The sequence below is a fragment of the Plectonema radiosum NIES-515 genome, from assembly GCF_025753815.1.
GTDB lineage: Bacteria > Cyanobacteriota > Cyanobacteriia > Cyanobacteriales > Nostocaceae > Hassallia > Hassallia radiosum_A.
This window is the reverse complement of sequence record NZ_JAOWRF010000386.1, coordinates 15,289-31,891: the sequence shown is the minus strand read 5'-3', so window position 1 is coordinate 31,891 and position 16,603 is coordinate 15,289. Positions and strand designations below refer to the sequence as shown.

The 16,603-nt window shown below is 39.9% G+C and carries 17 protein-coding genes; 8 read left to right on the top strand and 9 right to left on the bottom strand.

Translation table 11 applies throughout. From position 1 onward, the window contains the following. Window positions 1–541 precede the first annotated feature (541 nt). Entirely contained in the window at window positions 542–850 is a 309-nt protein-coding gene (locus tag OGM63_RS26970) for a hypothetical protein (protein ID WP_263748802.1), read from the bottom strand. A 139-nt stretch (window positions 851–989) separates the two neighbouring features. Between OGM63_RS26970 and OGM63_RS26965 the strand changes: the two genes are divergently transcribed. The 3 genes from OGM63_RS26965 to OGM63_RS26955 all read left to right on the top strand — a co-directional run bounded on the left by OGM63_RS26965 (window position 990) and on the right by OGM63_RS26955 (window position 3,590). Next, window positions 990–1,556, top strand: a complete 567-nt coding sequence (locus OGM63_RS26965; protein ID WP_263748801.1) for a hypothetical protein — start codon at window positions 990–992, stop codon at window positions 1,554–1,556. Between the two features lie 231 nt (window positions 1,557–1,787). Further along, window positions 1,788–2,342, top strand: coding sequence for a hypothetical protein (locus OGM63_RS26960; protein ID WP_263748800.1), 555 nt, complete (start codon window positions 1,788–1,790; stop codon window positions 2,340–2,342). Between the two features lie 132 nt (window positions 2,343–2,474). After that, a complete protein-coding gene (locus tag OGM63_RS26955; protein WP_263748799.1) occupies window positions 2,475–3,590 on the top strand; it encodes a DNA polymerase in 1,116 nt (371 codons plus the stop codon). A gap of 183 nt (window positions 3,591–3,773) precedes the next feature. Here the strand turns inward: OGM63_RS26955 and OGM63_RS26950 are convergent, their stop codons facing one another. Continuing rightward, window positions 3,774–4,175, bottom strand: coding sequence for a helix-turn-helix domain-containing protein (locus OGM63_RS26950; RefSeq protein ID WP_263748797.1), 402 nt, complete (start codon window positions 4,173–4,175; stop codon window positions 3,774–3,776). Between the two features lie 290 nt (window positions 4,176–4,465). On the opposite strand from OGM63_RS26950, the gene OGM63_RS26945 reads away from it, so the two are divergent. Next, window positions 4,466–4,768 (top strand): hypothetical protein, encoded by a 303-nt coding sequence (locus tag OGM63_RS26945; protein WP_094345574.1) that lies wholly within the window; start codon window positions 4,466–4,468, stop codon window positions 4,766–4,768. Between the two features lie 279 nt (window positions 4,769–5,047). Then, window positions 5,048–5,212, top strand: a complete 165-nt coding sequence (locus OGM63_RS26940) for a hypothetical protein (protein WP_263748796.1) — start codon at window positions 5,048–5,050, stop codon at window positions 5,210–5,212. A 170-nt stretch (window positions 5,213–5,382) separates the two neighbouring features. Here the strand turns inward: OGM63_RS26940 and OGM63_RS26935 are convergent, their stop codons facing one another. The 5 genes from OGM63_RS26935 to OGM63_RS26915 all read right to left on the bottom strand — a co-directional run bounded on the left by OGM63_RS26935 (window position 5,383) and on the right by OGM63_RS26915 (window position 7,916). Further along, complete coding sequence (locus OGM63_RS26935) at window positions 5,383–5,907, bottom strand: hypothetical protein (RefSeq protein WP_263748795.1); 525 nt, start codon at window positions 5,905–5,907, stop codon at window positions 5,383–5,385. Between the two features lie 148 nt (window positions 5,908–6,055). Further along, on the bottom strand, window positions 6,056–6,274 hold the full coding sequence (locus OGM63_RS26930; RefSeq protein ID WP_263748793.1) for a hypothetical protein: 219 nt from the start codon (window positions 6,272–6,274) through the stop codon (window positions 6,056–6,058). A gap of 58 nt (window positions 6,275–6,332) precedes the next feature. Further along, window positions 6,333–6,995 carry a Uma2 family endonuclease gene (locus tag OGM63_RS26925; protein ID WP_263748792.1) on the bottom strand — a complete coding sequence of 221 codons (663 nt, stop codon included), beginning with the start codon at window positions 6,993–6,995 and terminating at the stop codon, window positions 6,333–6,335. A gap of 9 nt (window positions 6,996–7,004) precedes the next feature. Continuing rightward, window positions 7,005–7,232, bottom strand: a complete 228-nt coding sequence (locus OGM63_RS26920; protein WP_263748791.1) for a hypothetical protein — start codon at window positions 7,230–7,232, stop codon at window positions 7,005–7,007. A 252-nt stretch (window positions 7,233–7,484) separates the two neighbouring features. After that, window positions 7,485–7,916: an ImmA/IrrE family metallo-endopeptidase gene (locus OGM63_RS26915; RefSeq protein ID WP_263748790.1), complete on the bottom strand. Its 432-nt coding sequence runs from the start codon at window positions 7,914–7,916 to the stop codon at window positions 7,485–7,487. Between the two features lie 684 nt (window positions 7,917–8,600). Between OGM63_RS26915 and OGM63_RS26910 the strand changes: the two genes are divergently transcribed. From OGM63_RS26910 to OGM63_RS26900, 3 genes are all read left to right on the top strand, one after another. After that, window positions 8,601–9,530 carry a tyrosine-type recombinase/integrase gene (locus OGM63_RS26910; protein WP_263748789.1) on the top strand — a complete coding sequence of 310 codons (930 nt, stop codon included), beginning with the start codon at window positions 8,601–8,603 and terminating at the stop codon, window positions 9,528–9,530. Between the two features lie 53 nt (window positions 9,531–9,583). Beyond that, window positions 9,584–11,173, top strand: a complete 1,590-nt coding sequence (locus OGM63_RS26905) for a helix-turn-helix domain-containing protein (protein WP_263748788.1) — start codon at window positions 9,584–9,586, stop codon at window positions 11,171–11,173. Window positions 11,174–12,108: 935 nt separating this feature from the next. Then, window positions 12,109–14,352, top strand: coding sequence for a hypothetical protein (locus OGM63_RS26900; protein WP_263748786.1), 2,244 nt, complete (start codon window positions 12,109–12,111; stop codon window positions 14,350–14,352). Between the two features lie 224 nt (window positions 14,353–14,576). Here OGM63_RS26900 and OGM63_RS26895 read toward each other — a convergent pair whose 3' ends face one another. Both OGM63_RS26895 and OGM63_RS26890 read right to left on the bottom strand, forming a co-directional pair. Next, window positions 14,577–15,695, bottom strand: a complete 1,119-nt coding sequence (locus OGM63_RS26895) for a ParB/RepB/Spo0J family partition protein (RefSeq protein ID WP_263748784.1) — start codon at window positions 15,693–15,695, stop codon at window positions 14,577–14,579. Next, window positions 15,695–16,480: a ParA family protein gene (locus OGM63_RS26890; RefSeq protein WP_263748782.1), complete on the bottom strand. Its 786-nt coding sequence runs from the start codon at window positions 16,478–16,480 to the stop codon at window positions 15,695–15,697. The genes OGM63_RS26895 and OGM63_RS26890 overlap by 1 nt, the downstream gene beginning before the upstream one ends. Window positions 16,481–16,603 lie beyond the last annotated feature (123 nt).

The window sequence follows — 16,603 nt, the reverse complement described above, 5'->3', positions numbered from 1 at the left end:
ATGTGTTGACTGTAGCTTGTGCAGCGATACTATAAATAATACAAGCAATGACAACCAGAAGAGATATCCATGCTTTTGGTATCTTCATAATTTCAGGTTTAAAAATGACAGCAACTATACCCCAACAAGCAAAGTAATTTATGAAAGTCGGCGGGAAACTCCATCCCCTTGTGGGTGCGAAGGGTGCGCGCCCCGCCGACTTGGGGCATTGGGCATTGGGCATTGGTAACTCTTCCCCATCAGTGCCCCATTCCCCATGCCCAAAAACTCCATCCCCTTGTGGGTGGAGTTTTTCATTGAATAAAACCCCGGCGTTGCTGAATGAAGGAATGAAAATTAAAAATTTAATCTCTCAAACTCTTACTCTCTGCGCCTGGAGCGTCTCTGCGTGTTAGCGTACCCCTGCTCTTAAGCAAGCTACGCGGAGCGTCTCGTAGAGAAGCGGGGCGTAAGCCCGACAAAAATCATCCCACTGATCAGCAATGCCAAAAACCCAATTAATTGTTGCTTATGGGGTATAGGAAGAGAGTGAAAATATGACTTATAACTCTAGCTCCTCTTCTGCTGACTGTTGACTTTTCTTAGACTTGTAACCTGAGCCTGAGCCATATCCTGGTAATTGAGGATTGGGATTAGCAGCCGATTCAGTGTAAGGTGTATCCCCAAGATTGATTTCAAAAATATTCTCTTGATAACCATCCCTAAATTGGTCTGCTTGCCAGGGATTATTACTATCTCCAGACCTTGATTGCTTAACACCGTAACATAAAGATTGATAGCCACTGCCAGACTGATAATTACTACTGTCGTCAGTATCCAGATTTTGGTTAATTGTGGGTTCGTTATTCATTGACATTACCTAAAAAAGCTGTAGCAATGCCAGCATAAAAATATTTATCTAGTATCAGCATTCACCTATTGGACATTAATTTTTTAGCCGATTGGCTATTTTTGGTGATGCGCTCATATCGAGATGAAAAATGGAGCAAATGAATTTAATTTCACCTGAAATAATGGCAGAAGTCAGTAATGGTAATAGTACCAAACTGCCAGACAACACCTTAAAAATGCTGCAAATTCTGGCAAGTTTAAATACACCAAAAGAATTATTAGCAAGTATGAAGGAAATAGCTGAATTTTCCCTACACCATGTTCGCTACCTTGCAGGGCCATTAGTAATTCATCGCAGTCCTTGGAGTGATACGATTCCCCAATGGCTGAAGTTTGCTTGTATTCAGGATCGATTGGAACTTATCTTCACTGAATACGAACAAGATCAGGTTGGTGTTTCCAGCACAGCCACAGAAGTTCTTACCTATATGATGCCTGCAACTTACGAAGCACCTTTACATAGGGACTACGCTGACCTTTATCTTTGGGTAGGTAATGAAGTTTTAACCAAATACGATAAATTACCAAAGGGTTGCAAGAGTTTTTATGAATTTATAGGTGATGGTGATACGAGCAATGCCAGCAATAATCGCATCATTCATTTTAATCAAGTAAAAAATGAATTCAACTATCGAGTGCAGGTCAATTCGACGCAGCATAGTTAAACACGCAGCACAAGAGAGATGGGGTAAGCGTAATGTCAATGCCAAGCCTAATTTAGACTCAACCCAAAGCACTCCAACTCCTAAACCTTCATCAAATTCAACTGTGCAAATTAGCTTGTTCTAAATTTTACATAAATCCTCAGTTTATTCAAATTTTCATCTGAGGATTTTTCTGTTAAATGGAAGCGATCGCTTCTTTAATTATGAACATAATTTTTCAAGTTAGTCATCATGAATACTCAAGAAACTCAAGAATTTTTAAATCATCTCATCATTGGAATTACAGCCTTATATACCATTGTAATGGTCGTTGATTTTGTTGCGGGAATAGTCCATCTGTGGCAAAAATTTACACTCAACATCGAATACCATACCAACAACACAACATCTGAACAATCACACCTTGAATCTATTGATATTAAGAAATCTCTCAATTTGGAAAATCCAAATCAATCAACTAACCGTATTACATCAAAACCAGAACCTCAACCAGACAACTTTGTTAGCATTGATGTAGACAAAATTGATTTACGGACAGCCAGAAAAATTGCTACTGCCATAAAAAAAGCTTCAAAATCCAATCCTGACTTAATTATCAAACAAAAAGTCAACAGTAAAAGTGTTCCTTTAGCCTGGTTGCAATCACAGATTAAGCATCGTTTAGAACTGGCACCAGAAATTGTCACACCCATTATTAGAGAATTAGCTCCTACTGCTTTTACATCTGCTCAAGAGAAAATTCAGCATTCTAACATTGCAAAAACAGGTAAGCGTCAAGTCAGTTAATCATATAAAGAGAGGAATATCAATAGTATTACCTCTCTTGAATAGTTTTTCAACTCCTTGTATAAAACTAATTTGAAGTTGCTAGATATACAAGCTATCGCTTCTAGGTGAGAAATTCAAATTTAATTTATTATGAATACAGGCTTAATAAATACAAATAATCCCAGTATTTATACTCCAGAATATACTCTTGCTTCCAATGTTTCAACTCTTAATTATGCTCTCCAACCTCTGTTTCAGGCAGAAATTTTAGCCATAGATTGTGAAACAACAGGATTTGACCCTCTAACTGATTCTATTAGACTGATTCAAATAGCTGCACCAAACCATCCAGTACTGCTAATTGATTTACCAGCTATTCCCAAAAGCGATCGCCAACTGCTCAAAAAACTGCTTTGTAACTCTGCTGTCAAAATTGCACATAATGCCAAGTTCGACTGGCAATTTCTCACACTCGCAGGACTTCAACCAAAGAGTCAATTCTTTGATACCCAACTTGCTTATAAAGTTCTAACCGCAGGATTAAAAACAAGCTCATCCTTACAAAATATAGTTAAAAAGCTACTACACCTTCAACTAGATAAAACTCAACAAATCAGCGATTGGTGTAAACCTCTTAAATCGGCTCAATTGCAGTATGCTGCCGTAGATGCTGCCATATTGCTTGACCTTTACCCAATTCTCCTCAACAAGTTAAAGCAGGCAAAGTTACTCAAAATTGCCCAACTGGAATTTCAGTGTATGCCTGTTGTAGCTCAAATGGAACTTAACGGGATGCTATTTGACTTGTCCCGATGGCAGATATTGGGTGCAAAACTAGAAGCTGAAAAAACAGATGCTTTAAACCAGCTTAAGCAACTCCGTATTGCTAGCTCTCAGATGTCATTGCTGCCAGAACTGACAGATATCGTCAATCCTAATTCACCCCAGCAGGTTCTAGCTGCTCTCCAGGCTATGGGCATTTCTGTACAATCTACGAATCAAAAGGATATTGTGCCTCTATCCAAACAGTATCCTGTAATCCAGGCACTTTTGGATTATCGCCACCTATCCAAAATCACAAGTACTCTTACCGATAATTTACCCAAACACATTCACCCTAAAACAGGTAGAATTCACCCAAATTATTATCAGCTAGGAGCTAGATCTGGTAGATTTTCCTGTCGTAACCCACCTCTGCAAACTATTCCTCCCGACACAGTTACAAATCTTTCCAATCCAAGGTCAATTCCTATTGCTCTACCATGAACGGGAACATCGGGAACCGACACATCAGATTGAATCGAAACAACCACATACCATTGTGTTCCACGAGCTTTAGACAATACCCTCACCTGTTTGACGCTAAATCCTTGAGGAATTGGACGGCTCAGGCTAATCGGAATGCTGCCATTTTTGGGCAAAGTAATTTCAAATCCGTTGATGGGATTGTCAAGAAACTGTGGAAACACACTCATATTTGAACTGCCCAAACTTTTTGAATCGTGGAAACCCAAAACCGCGCTTTTGAAAAGATTCCCAAGTGTCATGCATCCTGCGAATCGTAGTTTGCAAAACCTGAGAATGGACTTTTTTCAGGTCTATCCAAGATTCTTTAAGTTTGGGCAAATCATTTTGCTGACGATGATAAGACGGGAAAGAAGCGTCGGCGGGAATGATGTATTCTCGCTCAATCGAACACCTATCTATCATGCATTTACGCGAATTTATCCAATCTTTCAATTCACGCAAAGCACGATTGTAAACTTTGCGCGACATTTCCAACCATTCAAGCATTTGGGCCGATTGGTCAGTATTTGGATAAATTCGGTAAGTGTAATTTATTGTCAGCATATAAATATTTTACCATATAGATATACCAGTGGTAACGCTATGCCAAACAAGAAATTGTCCGAAGCACCATCCCTACCCTATCCACTATTTCTGGCTATTCCTGAATCGGTATTCTAGCCATTATAAATAACGGAACTATTTTAACTATATCTGAGGAGCGCAGATTTAGAGTGAATCAAGAGTTGAAAACCCATCTAAGCGGGTTTTATTGGTGTGTCTATAAACTCTGTGACTGACAAAGACCTGATGTAACAAATGAGTTCCAATATTTACATATTTGAGGTGTATCAATGTCTAACCCCCGGATTTTAGGGGCAAGAGAAATTCATCTAATTTCACTCTACAGTCACTGGGAATTTGGTATGAAACCAGAAGAATTTTATGCCAAATGGGATGTGAGTTATGAACAAATTGCCTTAATATGCTGTCGTTCTGATTCTACGGTCAGAGGTTGGTTTAAGCAAGGTAAATTTAGACGCTATCCTCAGCCTAATGATTTACGACATTTGGCATTCATGGACTTTTTGCTGGAACATTTTGAAGAAGTTCCCGAACAAATTTGGCAATTGCTATGTCTGACTCATTCACCTTGATCTCAATAACATTTCTATTCTACATATAGCAATCCGGTTTGATTACTGAAAGATTTTTAAAACAAAAGCTTTGCCCTGCAAGGTTTTTAGACTCAGTACACAATATTTCATTCCAGTCGGAACGCTATATATCTGTCCAATCAATCTCATTCACACATAATTAGAATTGTCAATATCAATTTGACCTGTCTTTGAGTATACCTCCTCGTTTAAGGTAAAATTTGGCGATTTAAAACTACATAGCATGGTTATTTTAGAGCATTTTTAAGGGGGTAGAGTATGACTTATTCTGAGCAATTAAAACCGTGGTGTATTGTCCGTGATATTCCCAATCAAGAAAATATTGTTGTGAAAAGATTCCGCCGACGTGATGATGCTGTTGCTTATCTACAAGTGTTGAGGCAGTCAGGCAGAGATATTGCTTTTAAAATCCTTTTTAAGTAAGGCTCAAAATATCAATATTCCACGGGATAATGAAGCTTTTAACGGTTCGTTTTGAGAAGATTTGAAAATCATAAAAATACTAACTTATGGGATGATATAATCCCGTGTTTTCGTTAAAGTTCCACCCCATACCCCACTACGCCAGGAATATAAATGTTAAAACTGTAGGCTCAAAAGTTAATGGATTGTAGCATTTTTTCAAACAAAGGGTCGCCAAAATTCATTAATCGTAGTGAAGACATTTCATCAAAAACACTAGGGTAAAAAGTAACCATGTAATTCTGCCCTTTATAACTCAATTGCCAAATACCCTCACTACTTCTCTCAAACTGCACGCCACTGGCTTTTAAAATTGCTGAGTCGGTGAATAACTGCTCAATAGTTTCTGGCGTAAAAGGAGTAGAGGGGATTGGTTTTTGAATTTCTGCTAAGTCAGCGTCTAAGTCCATCGCTACCCTTACGGGTTCGCCAGTCGCTACAACGCTCGTGACCTCCGCAACGCGCTGGCTCACCATTTCCTCAATTGCCAAACGAGGTGGTGGACTGTCTAACACAGAATCGAATTGAGACATTAAAACATCCTCTTCTTCTGGATCAGCACTCATAACAGCCCGTTCAATAAAGGTAGGGACTTGGGCTAAAATCGGCTGAAGATTACCAACAACAGTGGCAAAAGCGTTTATGCGTTCGCGCAATTTTCGATAAACCTTTGCTTCTACAGTGCCATCATAGTAAAAACTGTTAACTCTTCCCCGTCAACCGTCAACTGTGAACTGTCAACATTATTAATTGGTCTAGTGAGTCTAAAGTTCTACCTTGATAAGTATGGCGCTGTTCGTCAATTTATGTAAATATTTCTGTTAATTCTGGTTGGTTCTTCCAAGCCCCAAATAATTGATTTAGTCTAGCTAGTCTCTCCTCGTCTGTTAATGGTGGTTGTGGTTCTGTAATTTGATTGGTAATAAATTCTACATCTATGATTATTTCTGTCCCATCTTGAATATTATTAAGTTGTTCTAATATTTCAATATTTTGACCACGTTTTATGCCTCTAACTTTCATATTTGATTATTTCCTTATTAGTTAACTGATGACTAATGACTGTTAACCGTCAACAAAATTAAAGTGTATTTGGGTCAATTCCTTGCTGTTGTAATCTGGCTAATAAATTTTGCAATTGTTCTTCTGGGGTTTGGTATCTGTTACCATTTTCGTCATACCAAAACAGCCATTCTCTTGTTCGTCCTTGATAAGTACCCTGTTCCCGTCCAATACCTAAACCAATTTCGGGCATCCAAATTTTATCCCCTGGTTGTAAAATGTATTCACCATTAATTAAGCGATAAACTTCTAAACGTTGACGCTTACGACGTAGCCGTGTTGGTGCATAAATGACATAATAGAAAATGCCTAATTCTGCATAATCAATTTTTTTCTGTTCATATTCGCCATTGTAAGTTTGAGAAACAACTTCTAAAGCTAAAATTGGTGGAATACCCTCTTCTTCCCACAAAACATAACTAGAACGTCCATTTTCTCCCACAAAACGTTCAACACCCAAACTCAAGAAACCATCAGGAACTATGGCTCCTTTATTGGGTGTATAGTAAACTCCCATGTTAATGCCGAAAAACCAGTCATCGCGGTTTTGCCAAATAGCGGCTAAGATGGCTAACAATAAGTTGGGAATTAATATTTGTAGTTCGTTATCCACAGGGGTATCATCTGAATCTGGTAATTCTGCCGATGAAGGTAGGCACTCTAAAGGATTGTAGTTGAACATAAGCAGTTATTAACCCCCAAAATCTAGGTTTAAACTCAGTTGTCCATTATTCAAGGGTAACTCAGTCTGTTTGTAAGAGACTTTGGCTTTAATTTCATCCATAGCCAACCACAAATCTAATAAGGCTTTTTCTTCAGTCAGGCGTTTCTTTTCATCACCAATGTGGGGAATTACTTTCAACGCTACTTCAAATGTCCGCATAAATAAATCGTTGCTAACTAAGCCAGTGTTTTTCATAAATCTGCGGACTGGTTCTGTATTGTCTTCCTCTTGGTAAAGGGCGATAATGGCGTGGAGTCCATCTACTAAATATCTGGCAGAAAATGATGTAATCCTTTAAAAGGCTTTCCCCCATATTTAAAATTAACTTGCTCGTTCAGCACTTACACGGGCATGAGTTTTTCGATAAAGGCGGATAGGCGTTTAGTCGGTCATACATTAATAGTGCTAGATAAAACACTAACCAGTGTTAGCAAATCTTTTACTAGATTACCAGGTTAGCTCCTTTGCCTGCTTGCGCTGGCGTTTTATCTGCCTATGAATAGGTACACCATAAATCTGGTCTTCTAGTTGCTGCCACTTTACCCTGTTAAAAGAGCCTTTTGGAGCAAACCCAAGAAATTCTGCTTTTTTAACCAGCCCAGCGTAGGAAAGTGTCGTTTTAGTTGCGTGCTTGAGCCTAACTAAAATCTCTGGATTACATTCTCCCTTTTTGACCTCCATTTGAACCAACAAATCTTCAAAGTCTTTCTCCGGAAACATCAGTTCAGCAGAAAACACCTCAGCGCCAATTTCAATTTTGTCGTTTACATTGTCATCACCACACCACAACGTTTTATAGTCACGGTCAACCAAAAAATGCTTTAATTCATGACCCATTGTAAAAATTGCAGGTGAGTCAGGAAGAAAGCGGTTAACCATAATAGTTACACCATACATTTGGCTTAATTTGTCAATAATTGTCTATATAATCAATAAAATTTATCAATACATGAAATTAGACATCTCCGAAAAATATCAAAGCTTTGCTGTGACTAGCTTGTAAAGCGCACTGATTACGCCCTACATTGCCGAACTGACCGCTCGCCCCGAAATTGCTGCTCTGACTTTTCCCGTTATCTTTTTGGCGCAGCGATCGCTCCCCTCAGCCCCTATCCCAAAGTCCTATTCTCTTGTGCATAATCGGGCAATTGTATATATTTCTCCTGCGGAGTTGGTTGTTCATCTTTATCTGATAGAAATATATGGTGAGAATGAGGATCGTCCGGATGCACGAAAAAAGTATCTCTGAAAAAGGGATTCTTGAATCTTTGAAAGTATCTGCACGTAAGTCGTGTCAATGTAGTCAATGAGGTGTTTCATCCAGATGAGATTGGCGTAGCCTACCCCTTGGGACCATCCCAGTAGTTGGGGTAGTTTTTTGGTAAAATATGTCTTGAATTTAACAGGTTATTAAGAAACCATATAAGTAAGTCAGCACTTTACATAAATTAATAAATCAGACAGTTGTATCTAGAATGCCACATTAAAGGTGACAATAAAAATCAGACAACATAAAACCAGACTAAAAGGCTGTTTAGTCTGATTATTAAGTGGGTAGAAAATATGACTCTCTCCCTTGTCCACATTTCTCAATATCGCCAGGCAATCTCGGAACTGCCAGCAACGCGGGCGGAGGCGAAGTTGATTACCCTGTGGTTGGATGGAAAGGCGGAGTCATCGGTGCGTGCCTATCAGCGCTACGTTAAGCATTTCTTGCGGTTTTTGAGAAAACCTCTGCGCCAAATTACCTATGAGGATTTGGTGGAGTACAGCACCCAATTTTCGACACAATCTGTTAGCACCAGGCGCATTTATCTGGCGGCGGCTAAAAGTTTGATTAGTTTTGCTCACAAAATTGGTTATTTGCCCTTCAATGTCGGAATGGCACTGAAGTTGGGAGAAATACCCGATGCAATCAACGAACGCTATTTGGATGAAGCAGATATTAAGCTGATGGTACGGGCGGCAGAAGCGATGGTAGGTAATGCTAAAACTGCTAAACGGCAGGCGATCGCTCGACGCAATGTGTTAATTGTGAAATTATTGTATCAGGCAGGCTTGCGAGCGCATGAGCTTTGCCAGTTAACTTGGGGCGATTTATCAGCTAGAGCTGATAGTGGGCAAGTGTATGTGCGGGAGGGTAAAGGTAACAAGTCGCGTACTATTTTGCTGAAATCAAAGCTGTGGACAGAACTGATGGAATTTAAAGGGGATGCCAGCGCTACAGATGCTGTTTTTTCTAGTCAGAAGGGGGGACATCTAGAACGGCAGAATCTGCATCCGATTATCAAGGTGGTGGCAGCCGCAGCTGGTTTGAGTGATAAAGTCAGTTGTCACTGGTTGCGCCATGCCCACGGGTCACACGCGGCAGAGCGGGGGGTTAATCCAGTGCTGATTAAGGATACTTTGGGTCATAGCAATCTAGCTATCACTGACAGGTATCTTAAGGCTAGACCAAATAATAGTAGTGCTTTGAAGTTAATGGATGTCTAATGGGGCTTTTCTCCCAAGAATATTTCATAACGGTTGCTTCCACATCTAATATTATGAGTCAAGATAACTCGAAACTTACTAATTATAATGATATAAAGGAACTTAGTCCCTCTATTTTACGGGAAATTCAAGATAATATTAAACAAGTTATACGCGATAAATTAAGCCAATATTTTCCATCTGACAATGCATTATCTGTATTAGATAATTTCGACTTGTTTGAAGCTATCTTTAATGAAGTATTATATAGTACAATCTCTTCGATATTTTCCGCAACATATAAAATTGATGAAAATAACCTGCAAAATTATTTTCATATAATAAGTAGCAATCTTGAAGGCTATAGAGACAGCCAAAAAAGGTCATTATTTAAATCACACCCATTTGAAGCTATTCCTACAGCAGCACTTATGCTTTCAAGCATTAACTCTCAAATTAAAAAACAAGAGTCGTGGCAAAAAAATGAAGAGGGGATAGCAGTTGCACAACACAGAGCTAAAGGTAATCCCCAAAATTATATTGAGCATTATATTAGTACCCCTGGCGATATAACATTACTTCCTTGGAATGAAGCCCAACAGATTATCGATAAATTTGGCTTTAACAGTGCCAAATTACACTTAATATTTGCTGCCTATACAATGGAGCAGTCCAAACCTTGGGAGAGCTTATTTTCCATAAAAGGCAGTGATTTAATAGAAAAAATTGGCTGGGATAAGCGAACTGATTTACCCAAATATCAAAAGCTTCTAGAAATAGCAAAAACCGCGTTTGCATTGGATTGTTTATTAGTTAAAACAGTATGGATAGAAGGTAGAAATAGAAAAGGCGGTATAAATGCTAGTACCCCTGTTGGTCGGATGTGGAACATCACGATTGTGCCATATGGTCAGGTAAATACATCTGGAAAAATAGAAGAGCCATCGGAAGTTCAGATAATTGTTCAACCAGGTGCTTGGACTAAATATTTTTTAAACCGAGCAGGTGCCGAATCGCGAGAAGCTTTATATCAGTTTGGCTACTTAGCGCAGAAAGTCTTAGAAATTGACCCCTATCACGAAGAACTCACATTAAGGTTGGCTATATATTTGACATTGGATAGTCGGGTTCGACTTGATGGAAAATATAAAGTAGAAGAGCTTTTAGAAATTGCATTGTCCAAAACAGAAATAGATAAAGCTTTATCAAACTTCCGTAGAGCCTACGATCTAAAGCAGCGCTGGGATAACGCTTTGAAGTATTTGCTTAATCTGGGCTGGCAAATTGCGTTTGACCCAGAAACGTACCCTGAATGGCTAAGACCAGACTACACGCAGAAACAGCCTAGAGGCTACTTTAAAAAACTACTGGATGCGAAGATTACCATTAAACCCCCACATCCTATTCCTGAACTAATAGCATCCAAAGTTAAGCCAAAGGTACAACAATTACAGCCCAAAACAAAGGATACAACGCCAGAAGACATTAAATTGACTGGCAGCCAAGTGAGGGAAGCGCGTATTGCCAAAGGGTGGCCACAGACTAAATTAGCTAGTTTTTTGGGTGTATCCCAAAAGTTCATCTCACTAGTTGAAAGAGGCGAACGCCCTCTCAGCCTACAACAAGCCGCCTATGTCCGCTTCCTCTTAGATATCAAAATTTAAGTATTAATACTTAATCCGTCTTGACCACCAGTCGGCTATCAACTTCAAGCGGCTGGTTTTTGTTCTAGTTTAGTTCTAGGGAAAATTTAGTTCTAGGGAAAAAAGTTGGAAAAATTGGCTTTTAAGCCTTGTCCTGTATACCTTTGAGCTTTAGAACAAAAATTCTAGTATCCCCGGATAAAAACTCTAGTATCCCCGGATGAACTGTTGCTGAAACTCTTGCTAAAGAAGGGTTTTTTTTTCCGGAGAAGATAGATCAGTTTTCCTGCACAGTTTTTACAGATATGGCATAATCTGCCAATACTATTTACGCGACTGTCTGCCGAGCGAGCAAATCACCATAAGCGATCGCTTTTGTACCTGCCAAATGCTGCGTGTTTAGCAAAGTAGATGGCAACGTGAAATGCTCACAAAGTAAGGACTGCATTTACCAAGGAATGAGCGTGTATGGATTTAAAAATTAAACTGCCGGATTTATTCAACCAACATCCAGTCAGGGAAGTGCCGCAACTCCCAAAAAAAAGCTGGGTAGTCCGCTAGGTGCTTGGTCTTAACAAAGACTTATAGCCTAAGAATGAAAGACCGCGAGACGATTTCCAGTCGTCTCAGTACGCTAGGCGGGCTATCCAACCCGTCCTAAAGAAATAAATTCAATTTTGATTTCATTCTAGGCTATGAATCTCTTGTTAACCAACTCTTTCGGCATTAAACCCAAATAGCTGTAAAATCCTGCTTAGGTTCCCAAGCCCCTGTGCGACAAGATTTTGAGAATTTGCTGCGTGCTTTCTTACTCTAAAAGAACCGCGAACAACAACGCTCAAACGCTCATATCAGGCTTTTCAAAGCCGAACAGCAGCTTTTTACATACATGGAGGCTCAATGCCGACTAGCGGCTACCCGATGAACATTCACAGTCCATCGAGGGAAAGCCAGTTATGTATCTACCAGAAAACTTAGACGATTTTGCCAAATCAAATCGGACAAATTTTTCCAAAACCAAAATCAAACCCCACCTGCCAGCCGACCCAGTGGGGCAGCGATATATTAAATATTTCTGGCATCCATTTAGTGCCATAGTTGCCCCAGTACCCACAATAGTTTCCAAACCAGCGTGGAGTACCATCAACTATTACCTCCAGGCATCGCAACTGTGGAGTTTGCACGCGGATAATAAGCAGCTAGTAGGTGTTCGCTTTGGTTCCGAAACCCTTTACGCCACAATAGACCTCGACTTTGGCGGCGACTACCACAACTATGAATCCATAAAGCGCATAAAAGGCGCCCTAGAAGACATCGGCATAGTCGATATTGTCCCCATCCAATCCAGCTTTAGTGGTGGCTACCACCTGATAATAACCTTTACCTCCCTACTGCCCACCTTCAACCTAGCCTGTGCCATCGAGCAAACCCTAAAAGACGCAGGTTTCATAATCCGCAAAGGGCATTTAGAAATCTTCCCCAACGTTAAACCTTGGGCGGAAAATTGCATAATAAACTACAATGCCATCCGCTGCCCCATGCAACCCGGTAGCGGTGCCTTATTGCTCAACAACGACCTGCAACCGATTAGTGACGACGTTTCCATCTTCCTCAACCATTGCGATTTTGCAGCACGTCGCCAAGACTTAACAAAACTTAAATACGCCTGCAAAAAAGCAAGATTGCGCCACAACCGCGAAAGATATCATAAAAAAGCCTCCGCCAACGTAGAAGAATGGCGAGCCAACTGGGAAGAAATCATCGCCACAGGTTGGACGGGACGAGGACAAACAAACACCCTCCTACAAATCTTCGTGGGCTACGGAATCGTCTTTTTAGACTTAGAGGGTGATAAATTAGTCGAATTTTGCCTCTCCACCGCAATTAACGCCTCTGGTTACACGCAATATTGCCGACACCAACACGAAATCGAAACCCGAGTGAGACATTGGGTAGAATGCACAATTCGGCACAAATGGTACACCCCCTATGCCAGTTATCCAGAACGCCTATTGGGGACATTTAGTGCTACATTTGCCGAAGCCCTGAGAGATTTTGGTAGACTAGCCAAAAAACCCAAAGACAACGTAATCCCGTTTGATCGGCGTCAAGCGCAAAATAATCATCGTAGCCAGTCAGCCCAGCGACGCATCCGTTGGGCAGTTAACGCCTTGGAGTGGGGAGAAGGACTGCCATGTCAGTCCACAGAACGGTCAAAAGCGATTAGTGGAGAATACAAGCGTCAGTTTAACAAAACACTAAGCCTTGAAACACTGCACAAGCATAAATACTTATGGCATCCCAATAGTTATATAGCAGATCCTTGGGCAGAAAAAAGCAATTACGGGCATATAGACAACTTCTTAACCCCGGAAACAAATCAAAAAGCCCAAAACCCTTACCAGACGGAAAGATACGGACATTCCCCCTATATGAAGGTTTTATGTCTACCTCCTGCTGCTACAGCCCCCCAAGGGCTGGAGCCAGCAGAGGTAGTTGAACAAACCTCGGTTTGTCAGTCCGATTCAGGTGTAACCCAGTCAGCAGAAAATGTTGAATTCATAAATTATTCTAATAGTCCTGAAAATGATTTAAATCAACTCAGCAATCAATTAGAGAATTCAGTTACTACAAATATTTTACAATCAAATTCACTCACTTCTAATCAGGATTTCATATACTCTTACAGCTCCGGCGAGTCGCCAAAAAGTGATAAACAAAACTTATCATTCGCCGAGGATAACGGGCTGGACGTAGTTTCGACACCTGCTGTGGTTCCTTCCTCATCACAGGAAATTGCACTTAACGGCTATCTGGGCGCATCTGAGGCTGATTTGACACCCGCGCTTAGGACATCAGAACCACTACGACAAAATGCCAACAACGCCTATCTGGACGCATCTTGTCGCGATGCAACTGCCGATACTGACGCAAGAATCGAACAACTCAAGCGAGTGACAAAGCTGCGGTTAATGGCTCTAACTAAAGCTAGGGCTAAAGTGCGTCAATACTGCATGATTGTGGGACGAATTATATCAGGTAGTGAGCGATCGCATCTGGAACAAATTGCCAAAATGCAATTTTACCTCGATTCAGGGGACGAAATGCTGGTTGCAGAGGCCGAGGCGTGGGCAGCTGCTAACCCTGGATGCTTGCCGTTTAGTTTAGAATCTGCATTTGCTAGACGTGCCGACTCGTGACAGATGTTATCCTGGGTGTGGGGTATCGGGTAGAGCATCCAATGATATGAATTCAAAATTTTCTCTTAGATAGAGCGCCTTATGATATTATTTCCTGTCGGCATGTTTTAATTTACGCAGATCATCTTCTTTAGTACAAAAAAATATTTATTACGGATTGAATGTAGTTTTTCAGGTTAATAACAAATTTAAAAAACTACCATACTCCAAATAATAAAAAAGTTTTATTCGATTAACTTACCAATTTCATCTAATTTCTGTGACAAGATTACTTGTAAAGATTGAAGTTGTTCACGACTAGCATTAGCTAAAGTTATCTCAGATAATCCACTACTGATTTTTTGAATAATTACTTTTACTTCTTTCGATTCTGATTGTTCTGATGTTAAATACTTAGCTTTAATACCCTTAATTAAATCGCGTGTCTCAGGTACAGTTAAACAATATTTTAATACCTGCTCTGTTGCTTTTATTCGTTCTCTAGCTGCCTCTTGTTCGGAAATTTTCAAGATTTTTGATGACAATGTTGCTAATGCCAATGCGTGAGCGCCTTTCAATTCTTGATGACGAATTGCTTTTTTTAAATCTTCTGGTAAAGATAACATTGGTAAAAGATTGGACTTAACAGAAGCAGGATTCAACCCAAATTCTAAGAACACTAAAAATAAAGCTTGCTCCTCACCAGTCACACCAAGTACTTCTAAACCTTGTTCTTGCTCCTCACTAGTAGCAGTTAATAATTTTGTTAATTCCTTGACTTGATTATTACGTTCAAGCCGCTTAAGTACAGTAGCAAGACTTGTAGTAACCTCATCAAATTCTAAACCAGTTGATTTAGTGATCTCTTTAAATATAGCTTCTGCCTTATCCAGTGGATTTAAATCTTCAAAACCTAAAAAAGTCAATAACGAAGATTGGTCTAAATCTTGTGGCTGAGGTACGATTAATGCCCGAATAGTCTCCCATCCTAATAGCTTTGCTCCTGACCAACGTAACTGTCCGTCTAAGAGCATATAACGACCGTTATCTTGAGCCACTAAAATTACTGGTGTAATCTGCCCATGTTTTTTTAGTAATCTCGCTTTTGCCTGAATAGACTCTTGTGTAATTGTTTGTCTTGGCTGGTTAGGATTAGGGTCAATTAAACCCGTATCAATGGCAATCTCACCTGTTTGCGTTTGCAATTGTTCGCGCAGTTTGGCGATTTCTGTCTCTAATTCTGGTGATTGCGATGCACGTAACCTTTCTACTTCAGCTTGCAAATCCGTAATTCTCTGTTCTTGATCAGTTTTTTGTACTGCCCCTTTAAATTTATCACCTATCTGCGGTAATCCTTTTGCCATTATTTTTCCTTAATTAATGCAATTACATCATCAACAATTAACTTGAAATCTTTGCAAGCAGGATGCTTGGGACGATACTTGTGCAATGGTAATCCATAGGCACTAGCATTTTTAAACTCGTTAGAACTCCGAATTTGTGGATATAACTTTATCCCTAATCTCTCAGCAATTGCAGGTAACTGTGCCAGGTATTGCCTGTGCATAGCTACTACTGGGTTATACATACTGGGAACAAACCCTAAAATTGGTGGACGTGGTTCAAGTTGTAACTCGTCACTTGTGGAAATACACCATTCAACTAACTCTGCCGAACCAGAAATAGCTTTCATCTCTAACTGTACTGGAACTAAAACATGAGTAGCAGCAGCTAAAGCATTGACATTTAGCATACCCAAAGTTGCAGGACAGTCCAAAATAATTAAGTTATGAGGTAATGAATATTTATTTAGTTTGTCCGCTAGACTGTATTCTCCACGTTTTCTGATTACCAATTCATTAGCTATTTCAGCCAACAAGGGATGTCCTTGACACACCTCAACTTTGGAATCCCAAACTGGTACTAATGACCAATCACCTTTAAAATCCTTAGAAAATAACTCTACTGTAGTTAAATTTGCTTCGGCTGGTGACAAACCACAAAAAACGTCCAATGAACGTTGGGGGTCTAAATCTAACATAGCTACTGTATAACCCCGCTTACTTACTTCATAGGCAATATGTGTGCTAATGGTAGACTTACCTACTCCACCAGCATTAGCCAGGAGCGCGAGAACTATCTGTTTCATAAAAATTACTCAAGCTTAGTCGCAGTATATCAATTATTTGTCGGATTTTAAAATACGACAAACATAAGTTTGAGAATTTTAATAAATGTCGTATTTTGAAATACGACACAACCTGAATTTCAA

Excerpts from the sequence above, each read along its gene's own strand:
- OGM63_RS26905 (WP_263748788.1), top strand. The coding sequence starts at position 9,584 with ATGAGTCAAGATAACTCGAAACTTACTAATTATAATGATATAAAGGAA.
- OGM63_RS26890 (WP_263748782.1), bottom strand. The coding sequence starts at position 16,480 with ATGAAACAGATAGTTCTCGCGCTCCTGGCTAATGCTGGTGGAGTAGGT.
- OGM63_RS26920 (WP_263748791.1), bottom strand. The coding sequence starts at position 7,232 with ATGAAAAACACTGGCTTAGTTAGCAACGATTTATTTATGCGGACATTT.
- OGM63_RS26950 (WP_263748797.1), bottom strand. The coding sequence starts at position 4,175 with ATGCTGACAATAAATTACACTTACCGAATTTATCCAAATACTGACCAA.
- OGM63_RS26945 (WP_094345574.1), top strand. The coding sequence starts at position 4,466 with ATGTCTAACCCCCGGATTTTAGGGGCAAGAGAAATTCATCTAATTTCA.
- OGM63_RS26925 (WP_263748792.1), bottom strand. The coding sequence starts at position 6,995 with ATGTTCAACTACAATCCTTTAGAGTGCCTACCTTCATCGGCAGAATTA.
- OGM63_RS26960 (WP_263748800.1), top strand. The coding sequence starts at position 1,788 with ATGAATACTCAAGAAACTCAAGAATTTTTAAATCATCTCATCATTGGA.
- OGM63_RS26965 (WP_263748801.1), top strand. The coding sequence starts at position 990 with ATGAATTTAATTTCACCTGAAATAATGGCAGAAGTCAGTAATGGTAAT.
- OGM63_RS26895 (WP_263748784.1), bottom strand. The coding sequence starts at position 15,695 with ATGGCAAAAGGATTACCGCAGATAGGTGATAAATTTAAAGGGGCAGTA.
- OGM63_RS26940 (WP_263748796.1), top strand. The coding sequence starts at position 5,048 with ATGACTTATTCTGAGCAATTAAAACCGTGGTGTATTGTCCGTGATATT.
- OGM63_RS26970 (WP_263748802.1), bottom strand. The coding sequence starts at position 850 with ATGAATAACGAACCCACAATTAACCAAAATCTGGATACTGACGACAGT.
- OGM63_RS26930 (WP_263748793.1), bottom strand. The coding sequence starts at position 6,274 with ATGAAAGTTAGAGGCATAAAACGTGGTCAAAATATTGAAATATTAGAA.
- OGM63_RS26900 (WP_263748786.1), top strand. The coding sequence starts at position 12,109 with ATGTATCTACCAGAAAACTTAGACGATTTTGCCAAATCAAATCGGACA.
- OGM63_RS26910 (WP_263748789.1), top strand. The coding sequence starts at position 8,601 with ATGACTCTCTCCCTTGTCCACATTTCTCAATATCGCCAGGCAATCTCG.
- OGM63_RS26955 (WP_263748799.1), top strand. The coding sequence starts at position 2,475 with ATGAATACAGGCTTAATAAATACAAATAATCCCAGTATTTATACTCCA.
- OGM63_RS26915 (WP_263748790.1), bottom strand. The coding sequence starts at position 7,916 with ATGGTTAACCGCTTTCTTCCTGACTCACCTGCAATTTTTACAATGGGT.